Origin of the sequence: Arthrobacter sp. ISL-69 (assembly GCF_018613775.1) — a bacterium.
GTDB lineage: Bacteria > Actinomycetota > Actinomycetes > Actinomycetales > Micrococcaceae > Arthrobacter.
In genome coordinates, this window is sequence record NZ_JAGGPO010000006.1 from 29,989 (window position 1) to 49,359 (window position 19,371).

10 protein-coding genes are annotated in these 19,371 nt (G+C 66.4%); 8 read left to right on the forward strand and 2 right to left on the reverse strand.

Features of this window, described 5'->3' with window-relative positions; all coding sequences use genetic code 11:
• The first annotated feature begins 119 nt into the window (after positions 1-119).
• From J7I79_RS03155 to J7I79_RS03165, 3 genes are all read left to right on the forward strand, one after another.
• Positions 120-536, forward strand: a complete 417-nt coding sequence (locus tag J7I79_RS03155; protein WP_214950161.1) for an MGMT family protein — start codon at positions 120-122, stop codon at positions 534-536.
• Between the two features lie 86 nt (positions 537-622).
• Positions 623-3,979 carry an ATP-dependent DNA helicase gene (locus tag J7I79_RS03160; protein ID WP_214950307.1) on the forward strand — a complete coding sequence of 1,119 codons (3,357 nt, stop codon included), beginning with the start codon at positions 623-625 and terminating at the stop codon, positions 3,977-3,979.
• Positions 3,976-7,620, forward strand: coding sequence for an ATP-dependent DNA helicase (locus J7I79_RS03165; RefSeq protein WP_214950168.1), 3,645 nt, complete (start codon positions 3,976-3,978; stop codon positions 7,618-7,620). The genes J7I79_RS03160 and J7I79_RS03165 overlap by 4 nt, the downstream gene beginning before the upstream one ends.
• Here the strand turns inward: J7I79_RS03165 and J7I79_RS03170 are convergent.
• A complete protein-coding gene (locus J7I79_RS03170; RefSeq protein WP_214950175.1) occupies positions 7,592-8,926 on the reverse strand; it encodes a macrolide 2'-phosphotransferase in 1,335 nt (444 codons plus the stop codon). The genes J7I79_RS03165 and J7I79_RS03170 overlap by 29 nt on opposite strands.
• Before the next feature lie 176 nt (positions 8,927-9,102).
• On the opposite strand from J7I79_RS03170, the gene nudC reads away from it, so the two are divergent.
• From nudC to J7I79_RS03185, 3 genes are read left to right on the forward strand one after another with little or no spacing between them, the layout of a single operon-like run.
• A complete protein-coding gene (nudC, locus tag J7I79_RS03175) occupies positions 9,103-10,194 on the forward strand; it encodes an NAD(+) diphosphatase (protein WP_214950184.1) in 1,092 nt (363 codons plus the stop codon).
• A gap of 57 nt (positions 10,195-10,251) precedes the next feature.
• Complete coding sequence (locus tag J7I79_RS03180) at positions 10,252-12,432, forward strand: ATP-dependent DNA helicase UvrD2 (protein ID WP_396020156.1); 2,181 nt, start codon at positions 10,252-10,254, stop codon at positions 12,430-12,432.
• Complete coding sequence (locus J7I79_RS03185; RefSeq protein WP_251042332.1) at positions 12,432-13,118, forward strand: M48 family metallopeptidase; 687 nt, start codon at positions 12,432-12,434, stop codon at positions 13,116-13,118. Before J7I79_RS03180 ends, J7I79_RS03185 begins: the two co-directional genes overlap by 1 nt.
• A 22-nt stretch (positions 13,119-13,140) precedes the next feature.
• Here J7I79_RS03185 and J7I79_RS03190 read toward each other — a convergent pair whose 3' ends face one another.
• The gene (locus J7I79_RS03190; RefSeq protein WP_104172211.1) at positions 13,141-14,571 is read right to left on the reverse strand and encodes a zinc-dependent metalloprotease; all 1,431 of its coding nucleotides are present in this window, start codon (positions 14,569-14,571) and stop codon (positions 13,141-13,143) included.
• A gap of 219 nt (positions 14,572-14,790) precedes the next feature.
• On the opposite strand from J7I79_RS03190, the gene J7I79_RS03195 reads away from it, so the two are divergent.
• Complete coding sequence (locus J7I79_RS03195) at positions 14,791-15,954, forward strand: PDZ domain-containing protein (protein ID WP_214950186.1); 1,164 nt, start codon at positions 14,791-14,793, stop codon at positions 15,952-15,954.
• 156 nt (positions 15,955-16,110) lie between these two features.
• The gene (locus J7I79_RS03200) at positions 16,111-19,128 is read left to right on the forward strand and encodes a UPF0182 family protein (RefSeq protein WP_214950188.1); all 3,018 of its coding nucleotides are present in this window, start codon (positions 16,111-16,113) and stop codon (positions 19,126-19,128) included.
• Positions 19,129-19,371 lie beyond the last annotated feature (243 nt).

Sequence of the window (19,371 nt, forward strand, 5' to 3'; positions counted from 1 at the left end):
CAGTTTTGTGCTAAGCCGCTGGTGTGCCGCCCGCCTCCCACAGGGACTGCGGCCCAGCGTGCGATCGGGCCCCGGCGCCCAGCGGCCCGGGCATCTGGGGGAACCGTTAAGCTGGATTCATGCGCACGGAGTATGTCGAGGCGGTGCTCGCCCTGGTTGAGCTCGTCCCTCCGGGGGCCGCGGTTGCCTACGGGGATGTCGCTGAGCTCCTCGGCTCCGGCGGTGCACGGCAGGTCGGGTCCGTGATGAGCCACCATGGCAGCGGCGTTACGTGGTGGCGCGTTTTGAGGGCGAACGGCGAGGCACCACAGGGGCTCGAGGCCGAGGCCCTGCGGTTCTACGTCCGCGAAGGGACCCCGCTCGTTGGCCGTTACCAGGACTTCCTCCGGACCGGCGAAGGACGTTGGCGCGTGGACCTTATGGCTGCCCGCTGGGCCCCCGAAGACGGTGATTTTGACCTCATCGACGCAATTGCCGAGAGGCTGGAGCGGCGGCTCCATAAAATGTCGGCGCCGGATGATGAAATGACTGTGTGACAGTTACCTTCGACTCTTCCGGAATCCGGGCAGGCCAGCCACCAGCCCGGCAGCCGGCCAAACATCCACTCCAGCAAACAGCACAGCTGACGGCGGCACGGCACGCGGGATCAGCCGCCGGCCTGAGGCTCCTGCCTCCCCGGCAGGTCCACAGCGTGGTGCCGGTACTGTCACCCGACCAGCAGGCGGCCGTGGATGTGCCGCACGGATCCGGCCCCGTCCTGGTTCCCGGAGCCCCGGGGACAGGGAAGTCCACCGTACTCATCGAAGCTGCCGTACGCAGGGCCGAGCGCGACGGCGTGGATCCGGAACGGATGCTGGTCCTGGCGCCAAGCCGGCTTGCCGCCGATTCCCTCCGGGACCGCTTCACCGCCCGGCTCAACAGGAGCCTCAGCACCACGCCGGCCCGCACCTGGGCCTCCTACGCTTTCGATCTGATCCGGCGAGCCAAAGCCGAAGGCATCCTGCCCCTGCCACGGCCGCCGCGGCTTCTCTCGGGACCCGAACAGGACCTTATTATCAAGGAACTTCTCGAAGGCCACGCCCTGCCGGGCCTGGAGCTGCCATGGCCGGATGATCTGGGGGCCGCGCTGGAAACCCGCGGTTTTCGCCAGGAGGTACGCCAGCTCTTTGACCGGATCATCGAATCCGGCCGGACACCTGATGACCTTGTGGCCTTGGCGCAGCAGTGCAGCCGCCCGGACTGGATTGCGGCCGCCGCGCTGTACGCCGAGTACCGGGACGTGCTGGACCTGCGGATGCCGGAGGCTTTCGACCCCGCCGGGATCATCACGGCGGCCCGCCAGATTTTCCAGGACGCCCCGGAATTCCTGGCCGCCGAGCGGGACCGCCTGCAGCTGATCCTCGTTGACGACATCCAGGAAGCAAACCCGGCTGTGTTCGAGCTGCTGGCGGACATCGCGGCGGGCAAGGACATGTACGTGACGTCGTCGCCTGACACAGTGGTCCAGGGGTTCCGCGGAGCCAGGCCCGATCTCACGGCTGAGTTGCCGCACCTCCTTGCCCCTGCTGGCATCGCCGACGCCGGCCCGGGGGACGGGGACGGCAAGGACACAGTCCTGGAGAGGCCGCTCTGGGTGACCCACCGCCATCGTCCCGCCGTTGCCGAGGCGTGGCTGTCCGTTGCAGGACGAATCTCGCAGCGGGCAGGCGGCCAGTCAGCCCGCCGGCTGGAAAGTGCAGGCACAGCGGAAGCGCAAGGGGGACCGGCTCGGGCCCATGCCGCCGAAGACGGCATTGTAGAGGGCCACATCCTTCCATCCCCGGTCCACGAACTGCGGTATGTGGCGCAGCGCATTCTGGATGCGCACCTGAACCACGGCCGGGAGCTGGGCGACATCGCCGTGATCGTTCGGAACGGCGGGCAGCTGAATCAGCTGCAGCGGCACCTGGCCGGCCACGGCATCCCCGTGCGCGTTCCCGTGGCCGAATCGGCCGTCCGCGACGAAGTGGCAGTCCGGCCCTTGCTGGACGCCTATGCCGTGGCATTGGATCCCGCGGTCCTGACGCCGGAATCCGCAGTCTCGCTGCTGACCTCCCGAATCGGCGGAGCGACGTCCATCGAATTGCGCAGGCTACGGCAGTCGCTGCGCCGCGAGGAGATCCTCGGCGGCGGAGGCCGCACCAGCGACGCCCTGCTCGTCGAATCGCTGCTCGAGCCGGGCGCCCTGGCCACCATGGGGGTCGAGGGCCACTCTGCCCGCCGTGTCGCCCGGATGATCCAGGCCGGGCAGGCGGCTGCGCGCGAACCGGGCGGAAACGCGGAAACCGTGCTGTGGGCGCTCTGGCACTCCACGGGGCTGGCCGGGCGGTGGACTGAAGCGGCATTGGCAGGTGGAGCGTCAGGGGCCAGGGCAGACCGCGACCTGGACGCCATGATGGCCCTGTTCCACACAGCCGAACGCTATGTGGACCAGTTGCCGGGTTCAGGACCGGACCAGTTCCTTGAGTATTTGCTCAGCCAGGAGCTGCCCATGGACACCCTGGCGGCCCGGGCACAGCTGGAGGACGCCGTGGAACTCATGACGCCCGCGAGTGCAGCAGGACGCGAATGGCCCGTTGTCATTGTTGCGGGGTTGCAGGAAGGAGTCTGGCCCAACACCAGGCTCCGGGGGGAGCTCCTCGGCAGCACGCTGTTCGCCGACGCCGTGGAGCACGGCGTGGACCACGCCCTGCAGCTTGGGCCCATCAGCAGGTTGCGCGAGATCCGCTATGACGAACTCCGCAGCTTTTCCACGGCCGTCTCCCGGGCCCGTGAAGTGCTGATCTGCACCGCCGTCTCATCAGAGGACGAGCAGCCCTCCTCTTTCCTCGACTACGTTGCACCGCTGCATCCCGGGCAGGACCGTCGGATGTTCACCCCCGTGGAACGGCCGCAGACCCTCCGCGCCCTCGTGGCCGAACTCCGTCAGTACGCCCAGCTGGACGGCAGGTACGCTGCCGAATCGGTCGAAGCCGCCAGGGTGCTTGCCGGCCTTGCCGCAGTCGAACCGTCCGTACCCGGTGCCCATCCCGATTCATGGTGGGGGCTTGCGCCGCTCTCTTCCGGGGAGCGGATTGTGCCGCCCGGAGGGACCGTGTTCGTCTCACCGTCCAAGGTGGAAACCGTCCAAAAGTCGCCCCTTGACTGGTTCATCCAGGCTGCCGGCGGGGAAGCCGCCACCGACTTCGCGAGGAGCCTGGGGACCCTGGTCCATGCCATCGCCCAGGACCTGCCGGATGCTTCGGGGGCCGAATACGTGGCGGAACTCGTCCGGCGGTGGCCGACGCTCGGCATGAAGGACAACTGGGAAGGCAAGCTGGATTTCCAGCGGGCCGAAGCCATGGTCCGGAAGCTGGCCCAGTACATCCTCGTCATGCGCAGTGAAGGCAGGAGCCTTGTCGGCGTCGAACGGGACTTCGAAGTGAAGCTGCCGGACATCGTCGATGACCCGCAGCCCGGCACGGAAGCGCCGGCAGGAGCAGACGCTGAACCCGCGGTGAGGTTCTCGGTACTCCGCGGACAGGTTGACCGGCTGGAGATCGATTCCGAAGGACGCCTGGTGATCGTGGACCTCAAAACGGGCAAGCGCCAGCCGTCCAAGGCCGAGCTGTCCCGCCATCCCCAGCTGGGCGCCTACCAGGCCGCGGTGCTGGCCGGCGGGTTCACTGAGCCGGGCACACCGGCCGGCGGTGTTCAGCCGGGAGGGGCTGTATTGGCCCAGCTTGGCACCAGCAACAAGAGCCCCGGCATCCAGGTCCAGGAGCCGTTGGACGGCGCCGGCAACTGGGCGCTCGATATGGTGGACGAGGCCGCGCAGCTCATGTCCGGCAGCCATTTCGAGGCGCGCCATGATCCGGCAAAGTCAGGCCACGGCGGCCATGGCTGCCGGCTGCCCGAGGTCTGTCCCCTTTGTCCGCGCGGAAAGCAGGTAACTGAATGACGACGTCCCACGACGTCCCGGCCCCCCGTTTTTCCCCGGAAGAGCTGACTGCCATGCTGGGCGAACGCAACAGTCCCACCGCTGAGCAGTCCGCCATTATCTCCTCGCCACTTACTCCGCGGCTGGTGATTGCCGGGGCAGGATCCGGCAAGACCGCCACGATGGCAGACCGCGTTGTGTGGCTCGTTGCCAACGGTTGGGTCCGGCCGGAAGAAGTCCTGGGTGTCACGTTCACGCGGAAGGCTGCCGGTGAGCTGGCCAGCCGGATCCGGGCCAAACTGGCGGCCCTCCAACGCATTGCCGCGGAGGACACGCACCACACGATTTTTCCGGCAGGCCTGCTCACCGAGGATGCCTTGGAACCCAAGGTTTCCACGTATCACTCCTACGCCAGCGGCATCGTGTCCGACTACGGGCTCCGCCTGGGCGTCGAACGTGATGTTGTGCTCCTGGGCGGAGCGCAGGCGTGGCAGCTGGCCAGCGAAGTCGTGGAGGCTTTCGACGGCGAGTACGAGCACTTCCGCGCTGCCAAATCCACCCTCGTGAAAGCAGTCATCCAGCTCGCGGGCGAGTGCGCTGAACACCTGCGGGATCCCCGCGAGGTTCAGGGCTGGCTGATGGACCGCGTCGCCGAATTTGAAGCCCTGCCCTACATGGCCGGGGCCAAAAAGAACCCGACACAGGCCGCCGGGGAACTTGGCGCGATGCTGCGCACGCGGGCCAGCGTCGCCGAAATGGTGGGCCGGTACGCGGAAGCCAAACGGGTCCGCGGCGCGTTGGACTTCGGCGACCTCGTGGCCCTCGCCGCGCGGGTCGCCAGCGAGATCCCGTTGGCCGCCGAAGTGGAACGCCAGCGGTTCAAGGTGGTCCTCCTGGACGAATTCCAGGACACCTCGCATGCCCAGCTCGTCCTGTTCTCCAGGCTCTTCGGCGGCGGCCACGCCGTGACGGCCGTGGGAGATCCCAACCAGTCGATCTACGGCTTCCGGGGTGCCTCAGCCGGCCAGCTCTTCCACTTCGTCCGGGAATTCCCGGTTCTGCTGGGCGAAACAGGGAACGGAGCCGACGCCGCGGATGCCGGTCCGGCGGGAACCGGGCACGGTGAAGGGCAGTCCCGCGGTCCTTTCGCGGTGGCGCCAACGTCGTACCTCACAACTGCCTGGCGCAACGGGCGGAACATCCTGTCCGCGGCCAACGTCATCTCAGCGCCGCTGAGCGCCGCTGCCGCCCGGACCGGTCCGGCGGGGGAGCGCGAGTCTGGTGATTCTGTGGAGGTCCCGCCGCTGCAGCCAAGCCCCGCAGCGGCCCAGGGGAAGGTCGTCATCGGGCGCTTCGCGACGGACGAGGACGAAGCCAAAGCCATCGCGGCGGACGTTTTGCGCTACCGCGTCACGGACTTCGAGGACACCGCCGGCGAAGACCGGATTCCTCCGGCCATGGCAGTCCTTTGCCGCCGGCGTGCACAGATGGAATGCATCCGGCGTGAGTTCGAGGTACGCGGTATCCCCTACGAGATTGTGGGCCTGGGCGGGCTCCTGGACACCCCCGAGATCGTGGATCTCGTCGCTACCCTGCGGGTCCTGGCGGATCCGGGCCGTTCGGACTCCCTCATGCGGCTGCTGGCCGGGGCACGCTGGCGAATAGGTCCCTCCGACCTCATGGCCTTCCGGGACTGGTCTTCATTCCTCGCGCGGCGCCGCGGCCGCCCGGATGCAGACGGGGATGAAGCCGACGACGCCGATACGGCCGTTATCGAGAGCGACATCACCGATTCGCCGAGCCTCGTGGAAGCGCTGGACTGGCTGCCGCGGGAAGGCTGGACGTCGGCCCATGGCCGGGCGCTGAGCACGCAGGCGTTGGACCGGCTGCACGCCCTCTCTTCAGAACTCCGGCAGCTCCGGGGTTTTATGGGTGACGACCTCACCACACTGCTGGGCGAAGTGGAGCGGGCCATGCTCCTTGACATCGAAGTGGCGGCCCGTCCCGGCATCAGCATCCATCAGGCCCGACGGAACCTGGATGCATTCCAGGATGCCGCGGCAGGGTTCCTCCACACCTCGCACCGTGTTGACGTCCTGGCTTTCCTGGCCTGGCTGGAGGCCGCGGCTGCGGAGGAGGGCGGCCTGGACGTCGCCGCCCCGGACGTAAACCATGAAGCCGTCCAGCTGCTGACCGTGCACGCGTCCAAGGGCCTGGAGTGGGATGTTGTGTTCGTTCCGGGGCTCAACGCCGGTGCGTTTCCCAGCAGCCGGGATTCGCGCTGGAGCAGCGGCAGCGCCGCCCTGCCCTGGCCGCTGCGCGGGGACCACGCCGATCTGCCGCAGTGGGACCTGGACCAGCCGGATCAAAAAGGCTGGTTGGACGCGGAGAAGGACTTCAAAGCGGACGTCCAGGTTCACGGCGAGGCAGAGGAACGCCGGCTCGCCTATGTTGCCTACACCCGGGCGAAATTCGTGCTGTGGGTCTCCAGCGCGGCCTGGGTCGGATCCCGGGCCGGAATGGCGGACATGTCGCCGTTCCTGTCCGAGCTGGCGCCCCTCGCCGGGGTCGGCCACACGGGTGCCGGCTCAACAGGCCCCGGGGAAGCTTTGCCCGCTGAAGGGCTGGCGGAAGAACCGCTGGAGCTCGCCGCCGTCGTGCATGCCGCCTCAGTGGAGGAGGCATCGCTGCCGGCCGAAAGTCCTTTGACCCAGGACCTCGAACTGGCGCTATGGCCGTATGACCCGCTGGAGGGGCCCGCCGATCCACGCACCGGGACCAGGCTCAGGCTGGTCCCGGGGCGGCGGGCAGCCATGGAACTGGCTGCCGCGCGGGTCCGCGGAACCTTGGCCGCGGAAGCCGCGGGTGACGCCGAAGGAACGGGTGACGCCAAAGCGGCGGCCGCCGGGCAGGAAACCCGGCAGCTTCGCAGCGTCGCCTCCAATTGGGCCCACGAAGCCGCCCTGTTGCTGGAACGCCGCTTCCGGCGGGCCACCGTGCAGGATGTCCACCTGCCCGGCCATATTTCCGCGTCAACCTTTGTGGATCTGGGCGACGATCCGGGATCCGTGCTGGCGCGGCTGCGCCGGCCCGTTCCCAGGGAGCCGGGGATGTCGGCACGCAAAGGCACGGCATTCCACGCCTGGGTGGAGGAATACTTCGGCACCGCAGGCATGCTGGAGCTGGACGAGGCACCCGGTTCGGACAACCACATTGATGAGGCCTACGGGCTGGACTCGATGGTGGAGACATTCCGGAACTCGGAGTGGGCTCACCGCGCGCCGGCCCATGTCGAGGTTCCGGTGGAGACACGCATCGGTGACGTCGTGGTGCGCGGCCGGATCGATGCCGTGTTCCGGGACGCCGACGGCGGCTGGGACCTGGTGGACTGGAAAACCGGCCGTCGCCCCGCCGCGGGACAGCTGAAGGTGAAGGCCGTCCAACTGGCGGTCTACCGTCTTGCCTGGGCCAGACTTAAGGGAGTCCCGCTCGACAACGTCCGGGCAGCGTTCTACTACGTCGGTGAAAACCAGGTGGTCCGCCCCCACGACCTTGGCACGGCGGAGCAGCTGGAGGACATCGTGACAGCGGCCCTTGCGGGAACCACCGCCATGGCCAAGGCATCCCCTTCGGCTAGTGGGACTTTGCGTCCACAATCTTGAGGGCCGCCGTGGACGTGTCATCCGCTGAAAGCGCGGCCGGGGGAGTGATCCGGTTTCCTCCGTCGGCCGCGTGGGCGGTTCCGCTGTCCCCGCCTGCTTCCTGGACCGCATCGACTTCGCCGGACCTTTCGGCCGGGGCGCCGCGTTCAGCGTTCCCGGGAGCCCCTGACTCTCGGCTCGGCGGGGCCGGGACGGCATCGACCGGGATCGGTGTCACGTGCACCGACGGCATGGCATCCGCCGACGGGGCGCCGGACAACCCCGAAATCTGCTCTGCGGCAAGCGCTGCAGAGGGCACACCGGTGGTACCCGCGTTTTCATCCTGCGGGACCGGTTCCACGTGCACGGCCGGGACAGTTTGCGGCAAAGGTTCCACGCTGATGGGCTGTCCGCCGTGCTCCGTGATGTCTTCAGCCAGCGAGGCGAGCATGTCTTCAGCTTCGGCGATCATTGCCTGGTCCCCGGCAGCCAGGCCCTTCACCAGGTACTGGGCCAGCGCAAATTCGGCGGAGAGGGCTGCGCGGCGCAGCAGATGGGCGTCCGGTGCGTCCCTGCGGCTCGACGTGTAGTGGCGGAGTACCGAGTCGACGAAGCTTTGCTCGTTGGAGGCGACCAGCCAGGCCATGTCGTCGGCCGGATCCCCGATGCGCAAATCGGTCCACCCGGTCACGGCTGTCACGCGTTCGCCCTCCACCAGGAGGTTGTCCTCGTGCAGGTCGCCATGGACCACGCAGGGATTGAAGCGCCACAGCGAGACGTCCTCCAGGGCATGTTCCCACCGGCGCAGCAGCACAGGGGGGATCTTTCCGGTGGTCGCGGCCTGGTCGAGTTCGTTGAGCCTCCGCTGCCGGAACTCATTGGGGGTGTAGCTGGGGAGGTCGGCATTGCTGACAAGGGCCTGGGGGAGGTCGTGAATGGCAGCCAGAGCGGCGCCAATCTCCTTCGCCAGTCCTTCCGAACCGGCTGTCAGCTCTTCGACGCTGCGCGTGGTTCCGGCCAGGTGTGAATAAACGAACGTGCTGAGTGCACCCTGCCGCACCGTGCCTGCCACTGTGGGCATGAGGAAGGGCAGCTCGGCCCTGACTCCCGGGGCAAAGGCACGAAGGACCATAAACTCCGTTTCCAGCCGGGCGCTTGCCTCTGCGTGGCGCGGCGAACGGACCCGCCACTGCTTGCCCTCGGAGTCCAGGAGAAGTGCCGAATCGAAGTCCGCCGGATCGTCGGGAGCCGAGCTCACGGCGGTGGGCGTCAGTCCGGGGACTGCCGCAGTTGCTACAGCTGCCAGTTCGATCGGTTTTCTTCTCACGCATCCACGGTAGATTGACTGGCGCCCAAGACGGCGATGTACTACGGCGAGTCTCCGGATCGGGATGATTTACCTTGCAAGTTACGGTGCCGACGACGCCGAAGAACGGCTTCCCGGGGCATCTGCGGCGGCCGGAGCAAATGTCATTTGTCTGCGGGAGTCAGTACGGTGGGTACATGAGTCTTGCGGAGTCCCCGGCAGCCCAAAATAAGGCAGAACAAAATAAGGCAGCTGAAAAGGCGGCACCGGGCAGTGCGGCCCCGTTGAAGCGGCTCCCGGCAAACCACCTGATGGACACGGTCCTTCCGGTCCGTCCCGCGCTGGTTGACCGCGGCTCCGGCGTCCGGATGAAACCGGGCATGGTCGAATCCGTTGTCAGCTCCGGGCGGGCGCTGGCCATGGTCATCTCGCACCGGCAGGCCCTGGTATGCGGCGACAGCCTGCTGCTGACGGAAGCCGCCGGCCTCGCGGAGAACCTTGGCGAGGCCGGACTGCCGCCGGCAATGATCATCTACCTCGGTTCCGCGCTGGGCAGCTCGGACGTGGATGAAGGTACGGACATCGTCCTCTTTGTCCTCGAAGAACCTTTTGAGGTCCGGGCGGAGCAGTTTGAACGCGGCATCGCCGGAATTCCCGCGGACGCCGTGTGGACGGGGTTCCGCGACGTTGCTGCCCGCCTGAATGCCACCGACACGGCCCTCTTTGTCGAAGCCAGTGCGATCGCCAACTGGCATGCCACCCACGTGCACTGTCCTCGGTGCGGAGCGGCGACGCTCGTTGAGGCCGGCGGGTGGGTCCGCAGGTGCCCGGCGGACAATTCCGAACATTACCCCCGGACCGACCCCGCCATCATCGTGACGGTCGTCGGCCCTGATGACCGGCTGCTGCTCGGCGGCGGCGGGCCACTCGATGCAAAGAACTACTCCACACTGGCCGGCTTCGTGGAGCCGGGCGAGTCGCTTGAGCAGGCCGTCGTCCGCGAGATCCAGGAGGAAGTGGGCGTCCGGATTACGGCAACCCAGTACCTTGGTTCGCAGTCATGGCCGTTTCCGGCCTCCCTGATGCTCGGGTTCACGGCGAGGACACCCGATACCGAGGCAACGCCCGACGGCGTGGAAGTCACCCGGGCGCGATGGTTCAGCCGCGCGGAACTCCAGGAAGCCGTGCTGAGCGGGGAAATCGTCATCTCCAGCCGGCTCTCCATTGCCCGGTCACTGATTGAGCACTGGTACGGCGGCGTCATCCAGGACCGGCCCGCCGACGAATGACCTCCTCGCGCACAGCGGACCCCCAACACCTGACCCCACCGATCGACTGAGCAGCAAGTGACAACTGACAATTTTGAATGCACCGCCCCCGGTGACAGTGCCCCCGCCGATTCCGCTTCGCCGGACAACCGGTCCCTGGAAGACCGCATTCTTGGCGGGCTGGACGACGAACAGCGGGAAGTCGCGAGCACGCTGAACGGGCCCCTGTGCGTGCTTGCCGGTGCAGGCACGGGCAAGACGCGCGCCATCACCCACCGGATCGCCTACGGCGTTCACTCAGGCGTTTACAGTCCGCAGCGGCTGCTGGCCGTGACTTTCACCTCCCGCGCCGCCGCCGAGATGCGGAGCCGGCTCCGTGACCTCGGCGTGGGCAATGTCCAGGCGCGGACCTTCCACGCCGCAGCCCTGCGGCAGCTTCAGTTCTTCTGGCCCCAGGCCGTCGGCGGCGCCCTGCCGAACCTCCTCGACCACAAGGCGCAGATGATCGCCGAAGCTGCCCGTCGCCTGAGGCTCAGCACGGACCGCGCGTCCATCAGGGACCTCGCCTCGGAGATCGAGTGGGCCAAGGTGTCCATGCTGACGCCCGCGAACTACCTCGAGAACGCGCAGGACCGCGGCAACCCCGGCGGATTCGACCTCACGGCCGTGGCCCGGGTGTTCCAGTCCTATGAGGACGTGAAGACCGACCGCAACGTCATCGACTTCGAGGACGTCCTGCTGATCACCGTGGGGATCCTGCAGGAGGACCCGAAAGTGGCAGCCACTGTCCGCGAACAGTACCGGCACTTTGTGGTGGACGAATACCAGGACGTTTCGCCGCTGCAGCAGCGGCTCCTGGAACTCTGGCTCGGCGGCCGTGATGAACTCTGCGTCGTGGGTGACGCCAGCCAGACGATTTACTCGTTCACCGGTGCATCGCCGAAGCACCTGCTGGGTTTCAAGGCCATGTACCCCGGCGCCAACGTCGTCAAGCTGATCCGGGACTACCGCTCCACACCGCAGGTGGTCAAGCTCGCGAATGACCTCCTCGCCGGACGGCGCAGCGGAGGGCCGGTCGCGGACGCGGCATGGGCGGCGCCGCTCAAACTGGTCGCACAACGGCAGCCCGGCCCGCAGCCGCAGTTCACCGAATGCGCCGATGATGAGGCCGAGGCAGCCACAGTAGCGATCAAGATCCGGGAACTGCTCGACGCCGGAACACCGGCCAGCGAGATCGCCGTGCTGTTCCGCACCAACGGACAGTCCGAGGCATATGAACAGGCACTGGCCTCGGCCGGGATCGGCTATCAGCTGCGCGGAGGAGAGCGGTTCTTCGCCCGCAAGGAAGTCCGGGATGCAATCCTCCAGCTCCGGGCAGCCACCCGGGCCGCCGCCGAAACCTCGGCCCCCGATCCCCTCGGGCAGCTGGTCCGGGACATTGTGGCGTCCCTTGGCTACACGGAATCCGCCCCGCATAGCGGCGGGGCGCTGCGCGAGCGCTGGGAATCGCTGGCCGCGCTGGTTGCGCTGGCTGATGAGCTGGTGCTGAGCCGCGGGCCACAGTTCACCCTCTCGGACTTTGTCAATGAACTGCAGGAACGTTCTCTGGCCCAGCACGCCCCCACCGTGCAGGGCGTTACCCTGGCGTCACTGCATGCTGCCAAGGGCCTTGAATGGGATGCCGTCTTCCTCGTGGGGCTCTGCGAGGGCCTCATGCCGATCTCGTTCGCGGACTCCCCGGAAGACGTGGACGAGGAACGCCGCCTGCTCTACGTGGGCATCACCAGGGCGCGCGAGCACCTCTCTTTGTCCTGGTCCTTGGCCCGGACCCCCGGCGGGAGGGCCAACCGGAAGCCCTCGCGTTTCCTGGACGGCCTAAGGCCGGACTCTGTGGCCAGCTCGACGGCGCGCGGCAAGGGCCCCGCCCCGCGGCGGAAGGCGGCCGCCCCTGCGATGTGCCGGGTCTGCGGAAGCATGCTGTCCACCGGTGCCGAACGGAAGGTAGGCCGCTGCAGCCAATGCCCGCCGAGCTACGAGGAACAGACGTTCGAGGCACTGCGCCAGTGGCGGAAGGACGTGGCCCTGGCCGCCGAAGTGCCGGCGTTCGTGGTGTTTACCGATGCGACGCTGACGGCGATTGCGGAGGCGCGGCCCGCAACCCTCGAAGAACTGGCCCAGCTGGCCGGAATTGGTCCGTCCAAGCTGGAAAAGTATGGCGAAGCCGTGCTTGAAGTACTCATTGAAAGCACCAGCGCCTGATGGCCGGGGGAGCGAAACCCCAAGCGATTCCGCTGACCACTCCCGACGGAGCACCCGTCGTTGTGCGGCGTTCCGCGCGCCGCCGCCGGACCGTGGCAGCGTTTTGGGAGAACGGCACAGCCGTGGTCGCCATCCCGGCGCATTTCAGCAAGGCGCAGGAAAGTGAATGGGTGCACCGGATGCTGGAGAAACTCCGGCTGCAGGGGGTCCGGCGCTCGCGCGGGGCGGGACGTCGCCGCCCGGCCTCGGATGCAGCCCTCGCGTCGCATGCAGCCGGGCTTTCGGCGAAGTACCTTGGTGGGCGGTCCGCACCGTCGTCCGTGCGCTGGGTCAGCAACCAGAATTCCCGCTGGGGTTCGGCTACTCCGGCAGACGGGACCATCAGGCTCTCGGACAAGCTGCGGACCATGCCGCAGTGGGTTATCGACTATGTGCTGCTCCACGAGCTGGCGCACTTGCTGGTCGCCGGGCACAACGCCGCGTTCTGGCGTCTCCTGGAAACCTACCCCGAGACGCAACGGGCAAAGGCCTTCCTCGAAGGCGTTGCGTTCGCCACCTCGCGGGGCATGGCACCGGACTCCGACTCGCCAGGCGGCGATGCGGACATGACGTGCGGACCGGACGCGACGCCCGGCACAGAAGAGCGAGGCACCGACGAAACCGTGGTTTCGTCCATGCCTGGCTAGTTCGCGCAGGTTAACCGGCGCGTCAGGCCTTCGGCGTCCCGCCGTCGTCGTCCTCGCCGGACGCTTCTTCGTCTTTGCCCGCCGCATCGTCGTCCTTGGCCGGTTCGTCGAATCCGCCGTTCAGCAGCTTCTGCAGGGCGTCGTCCACCTCGGTGTCACTCGCTTCGGCGAGCTTGCGGCGTGCGCTGAACCCCTGCGGATCGTCCAGGTCCTCGCCGGTGGGCAGCAGGTCCGGGTGGTGCCAGATGGCGTCCCGGCCTTCGGTGCCACGTTCCTCCTTGAGGGAGGCCCACAAGGTGGCAGCTTCGCGGAGGCGCCGGGGACGCAGCTCCAGTCCCACAAGGGACGAAAAAGCATGTTCGGCCGGGCCGCCGGTGGCGCGGCGCCGCCGGACGGTCTCGCGCAGCGCAGACGCGGAAGGCAGGAACTTCTCGGTGGCCGCCGCGGTCAGTTCATCCACCCAGCCTTCCACGAGGGCCAGCGCGGTTTCGAGTTTTTCCAGTGCCTGGTCCTGCGCCGGGGTCCGCTGGGGCATGAACACGCCTTGGGACAGTGCCTCCTGGATGCCTTCCGGGTTGCTGGGATCGATCTCCCGGGCGAGTTCCTCGATCTTGGAGGTGTCAATGTGGATGCCCCGGGCATAGGCCTCGATGGCACCCAGGAGGTGCCCGCGGAGCCAGGGCACCTGGACGAAGAGCCGTGCGTGGGCAGCTTCCCGGACAGCCAGGAAAAGCCGGATGTCGTTCTCGGGAAGGCTCAGGCCTTCACCGAATTTGGCTACGTTGGCCGGCAGGAGGGCCATCTCCAGGTCCGCCAGCGGCACTCCGATGTCTGTTGAGCTGACCACTTCGGCGGAGAGGGCGCCAATGGCCTGGCCAAGCTGCATGCCGAAGATGGCCCCGCCCATGTTCTGCAGCATGGAGGACGCCCCTCCCATCATGGACTTCATTTCCTCGGGCATCTGCTCGGTCATGGCGGTGGACAGCGCATTGGCAATGCTGTTGGCCACCGGCTCGGTGAGCCGCTTCCACGTCCCGAGCGTTTCCTCGACCCATTCCGCGCGGGACCAGGCCCGGCCGATCAGGCCGGTGGCGGGAAGCTCAGTCACCTGGTCCAGCCACAGCTCGGCGAGGCGCAGTGCTTCATCGATTTCCCGTGACTGCTGTGACGTGACCGAGGGGTCGGAGCCGCTGGCAGCCACCCGGCGGGCGTTCTCGTGGGCAAGCTGCCAGTTGACGGGCCCCTCGGAGGATGCGCTCATCATGGCCTGGACCTGCGAGAACATCTGGGCCAGGAGGTTCGGATCGTCGGGAAGACCGGCGGCCTTGGCCAGTTCGGCGGGGTCGATGTTGCCCATGCCCTTGCCACCCATGAGGTTTTGAAGCATTTCCGCAAGCGGATCCTTCGGGGTGTCGTCGTCGCCATTGGACGGATTGAGTGGGTTGGAGGTCATGATCCCGCCGATCGTCGGTGTGACTGTTGATCACCTTCACGGTACCCCGGGGCGTCGGCGGCTGTCTGCCGAATCCGGCCCCGTTCGCTGTGGGCAAAGAGCGTACGGGCGGCGCAAACGCGTAGTGTTAGTAATCGGAATATTTGCAGGCTGCCGGCATTCTGATCGGGCGCAGCCACAGTGCCGCGTCCACGGGCGCAGGTGCGGAGAGGTCCTTCATTGACTATTACTCAGGGTGGCCAGGTTCCCGGGGATCCCGCGGATTCGGGACACGACGGCGGGACCACTAACGGCACGCTTTCTCGCCGGCCGAAATCCCGTCGTGCCAAGGCACGCGACAATCGCTACCCGGCGATGGTGGCCTCCGGGTTGTTGGCACTCGCGCTGGGTATCACCGCCGCCAGCCTCCCCGTGCCGTATGTTGTGGAATCGCCGGGCCCCACTTTTAATACCCTGGCCAATGACAACGGCAAGCCGGTCATCAGCGTGACGGGCCGCGAGACGTTTCCGGCCAAGGGGAACCTTGACCTCACCACCGTCTATGTCGACGGCGGACCCAACGGTCCGGTCAGCGTGTTCGAGGCCTTTTCAGCATGGCTGGACAAGTCAAAGGCCGTCTATCCGGAGGAGCTCATCTTCCCCACAGGGGTGACGAAGGAGGAGTCCCAGCAGGAGAGCGCGGTGGCGATGACGACATCCCAGGAGAACGCCACAGCCTCCGCCCTGAAGGAACTCGGCATTCCCTTTGAACAAAAGCTGTTGGTGGCGGACCTTGCGGACCAGTCGGCCTCGGCCGGCAAGCTGCAGGCCGGCGATGTGTTTTCCACTGTGAACGGCAAACCCGTGACGTCGCTTCGCGTCGTCCAGGAGGAACTGGCCGCCGGAAACGGAAAGCCCGCCACCGTCGTCGTCACTCGCGACGGCGCTCCGGTCACGGAGACCATCACCCCCACCGAGAACGCCGCCGGCAAGTTCATCCTCGGGGTGCTGCTGCAGTACGACTTCAAATTCCCCTTTGATGTGAAGATTTCCCTCGACAAGGTGGGCGGCCCCAGCGCGGGCATGATGTTCGCCCTCGGCATCGTCGACACCGTGACGCCGGGGGACCTGACCGGCGGCAAGCACATTGCCGGGACCGGCACCATCACGCCCGACGGCGTCGTGGGATCCATCGGCGGGATCGGACAGAAGATGTACGGAGCAAGGGAGGACGGCGCGACGGTGTTCCTGGCCCCGGCTGCCAACTGCGCGGAAGTGGTGGGACACATCCCGGACGGGCTTCAGGTGGTGAAAGTCGAGAACCTGGCCGGGGCCCGGGAAGCCGTCAATGCGATCGGTTCAGGCGGCGACACATCCGGTCTTCCCACGTGCACCAGCAACTAGACTAATTGCAGGAACTAAGCACCACCGCCACTCGTGGCATTAATGACTGATGCTGACCCTCCCCTCCGAGGTGCAGCGGCGGTCCGAGCAACACCATCACACGCGCTCTGATTTTGACAAGACCAGTCACTGACAACCAGCTATGAGGTACCGAGTTTGTCCCGTCCTGCCAGCCCCACACCGCCCGGAAGACCCCAGCCAAGGCGAGGTGCCTTGACGCCGACATTGATCGTCGTAGCACTTGTTGTGGTCGGATTCATCTTCTTCGCCAATGTTTGGACCGACGTCCTCTGGTACCAGCAGCTTGGTTTCTTTGAAGTTTTCCTCACGGAAAACGTGGCCCGGATTGTCATCTTCCTGGCCGGCTTCGCGCTCATGTTCCTGGCCATGTTCTACGCCATCCGGATCGCCTATCACGCCCGCCCCGTTTACGCCCCGGATTCGGAAATCAGGGACAACCTGAACCGCTACCAGGCGCAACTGGAACCTGTTCGCAGGGTGGTCATGGTGGGCCTGCCGGTGCTGTTCGGTCTTTTCGCCGGAAGCGCCGCGGCCAGCCAGTGGCAGAAAGTGCTGCTGTTCCTGAACCAGGAGTCCTTCGGCCAGAACGATCCGCAGTTCAACCTGGATATCAGCTTCTACCTGATGACCTTGCCGTTCCTCGGATTCGTGACAGGCTTCCTCATCAGCGTTGTTGTGGTCGCAGGCATCGCGGGAATTCTCACGCATTACCTTTACGGCAGCATCCGGATCATGGAGCGCGGCATCTTCACCAGCCGGGCCGCCCAGATTCACCTCGCCGTGACGGGCGCGGCCTTCCTGCTGCTGCTCGGCGTCAACTTCTGGCTGGACCGCTATTCCGCCGTGCAGAACAGCGGCGGACGCTGGGCCGGCGCGCTGTACACCGACGTCAACGCGGTGATCCCCACGAAGTCCATCCTGGCCGTGGCTGCCGCACTGGTCGCAATCCTCTTCATCGTTGCCGCCGTGATCGGCAAATGGCGCCTGCCTGTCATCGGCACGGCAATGCTGGTCATCACCTCCATCCTTGCCGGCGGTGTCTACCCGTGGGTCGTCCAGCAGTTCCAGGTGCGCCCGTCGGAACAGACGCTTGAGAAGCCATTCATTGAGCGGAACATCAGCATGACCCGTGCTGCCTACGGCCTCGATAAGATCCAAGAGAAGCGGTATAACGCCACCACCACCGCTACCACTGGCGCACTGGCACCGGATGCACAAACCACTGCCAATATCCGGCTCCTGGACCCGAACCTGATTTCGGACGCGTTCTCCCAGCTGGAGCAGTACCGGCCGTACTACCAGTTCCCGAAAGCGCTCAACGTTGACCGGTACGAAGTGGACGGCAAAGTCCAGGACACCGTGATCGCGGTCCGTGAGCTGAACCCGGACGGCCTGAGCGCCAACCAGCAGTCCTGGCTGAACCGGCATGTGGTCTACACCCACGGCTACGGTGTGGTGGCCGCCAAGGGCAATAAGTTCACCGCCGACGGCAAGCCGGAGTTCCTTCAGGCCGGCATTCCGTCGACCGGAGTCCTCGGCAACGATACGACCTATCAGCCCCGTATCTACTTCGGCGAGAACTCTCCTGAATACTCGATCGTCGGAGCCCCGGACGGTTCACCCCACCGCGAGCAGGACCGTCCCGCCGGCAAGGAAGGTGATGGCGAAACCCAGTACACCTTTACCGGCAACGGCGGCCCGAATGTCGGCAGCTTCTTCAACAAGGTCCTCTACGCGATCAAGTTCCAGTCCTCCGATCTCCTGCTTTCCGACGGTGTGAACGCCGAATCGCAGATCCTTTACGACCGCAACCCGCGGGACCGCGTCGAAAAGGTCGCCCCGTACCTCACGGTCGACGGCAACGCCTACCCGGCAGTCGTTGATGGCCGCGTGAAATGGATTGTGGACGGCTACACCACCAGCCAGTATTACCCCTACTCGCAGCAGGAACAGTTGTCGTCTGCCACCGCGGATTCACAGACGACGGCGGGGCGCAGCGTTGCCCTGCCCAACAGCTCGGTGAACTACATCCGTAACTCCGTCAAGGCAACTGTTGACGCCTACGACGGCTCCGTAACGCTGTACGCGTGGGACGACCAGGACCCGGTGCTGAAGGCCTGGCAGAAGGTCTTCCCGACCTCCCTGAAACCGTTCTCGGAGATGTCTGGCGAGCTCATGAGCCACGTCCGCTACCCCGAGGACCTGTTCAAGGTCCAGCGCGAACTGCTGGGCCGCTACCACGTCACCCAGGCGGACAACTTCTACACGAACAATGACGCCTGGTCCGTGCCGAACGATCCCACAGTCACTGAGCCGGTCAAGCAGCCGCCGTTCTATATGTCGCTGAAGATGCCGGACCAGGAGCAGCCTGCCTTCCAGCTCACGTCTTCGTTCATTCCGCAGGTGGTCAACGGAACCGCCCGAAACGTGCTCTACGGGTTCCTCGCTGCGGATTCCGACGCCGGTAACCAGAAGGGCGTCAAGGCCGAAAGCTATGGCCAGCTCAGGCTCCTGCAGATTCCACCGGAAGCGCAGGTTCCCGGCCCCGGCCAGGCCCAGAACAAGTTCAACTCGGATCCCACGGTGTCCCAGGCTTTGAACCTGCTCCGGCAGGGAGCGTCCGACGTGCTCAACGGCAACCTCCTGACGCTCCCGGCGGGTGGCGGCCTCCTGTACGTGCAACCCGTCTATCTGCGCTCCACGGGCGAAACGTCCTACCCCACGCTGCAGCGCGTACTGGTGGCCTTCGGTGACAAGATCGGGTTCGCGCCGACCTTGGATCAGGCATTGAACCAGCTGTTCGGCGGCGACTCGGGCGCATCTGCCGGGGACTCGGACAACAATGGCCAGACACCACCCCCCGCGACCGGCGGCACGCCTCCTGCCACCGGAGGCACGGACGCCAAGGCTGAGCTGAAGGCCGCGCTGGAAGAAGCGAACGCAGCCATTCGGGCTGGCCAGGAAGCCCTCGCCAAGGGTGACTTTGCAGCCTACGGAGAGCAGCAGAAGAAACTGAATGCCGCTCTGCAAAAGGCCATCGACGCCGAAGCCAAGCTCGGCGCCGAAAGCACAACGCCGACGCAGGGAGCCACCCCGGCTCCCACGGCTGCCCCCTCGGCTGCCGCGACGCCGTCGCCCACTCCGAACAACTGATCACGCAGCGAGGCTGGCGCTAGCCCGCTCAGCCCCGCCTAGGCCGGCTTCCCCTTCCGCAAGGACAGGGGAGGCCGGCCTTTGCCGTAGCCGCAGCAACCGGGACGCCCGCACCGGCCTGTGCCCCGAAGGTCCGCGTGTGTTTTTGGCGGTGCCGCTCTGCAGAGACACAGATCACGTCCCCTCGATTTGGCCTGAAGTTCACTGGCGGGTAGTGTTGTTCTTGCGACGCGGGGTGGAGCA

Excerpts from the sequence above, each read along its gene's own strand:
- J7I79_RS03155 (WP_214950161.1), top strand. The coding sequence starts at position 120 with ATGCGCACGGAGTATGTCGAGGCGGTGCTCGCCCTGGTTGAGCTCGTC.
- J7I79_RS03165 (WP_214950168.1), top strand. The coding sequence starts at position 3,976 with ATGACGACGTCCCACGACGTCCCGGCCCCCCGTTTTTCCCCGGAAGAG.
- nudC (WP_214950184.1), top strand. The coding sequence starts at position 9,103 with ATGAGTCTTGCGGAGTCCCCGGCAGCCCAAAATAAGGCAGAACAAAAT.
- J7I79_RS03185 (WP_251042332.1), top strand. The coding sequence starts at position 12,432 with ATGGCCGGGGGAGCGAAACCCCAAGCGATTCCGCTGACCACTCCCGAC.
- J7I79_RS03190 (WP_104172211.1), bottom strand. The coding sequence starts at position 14,571 with ATGACCTCCAACCCACTCAATCCGTCCAATGGCGACGACGACACCCCG.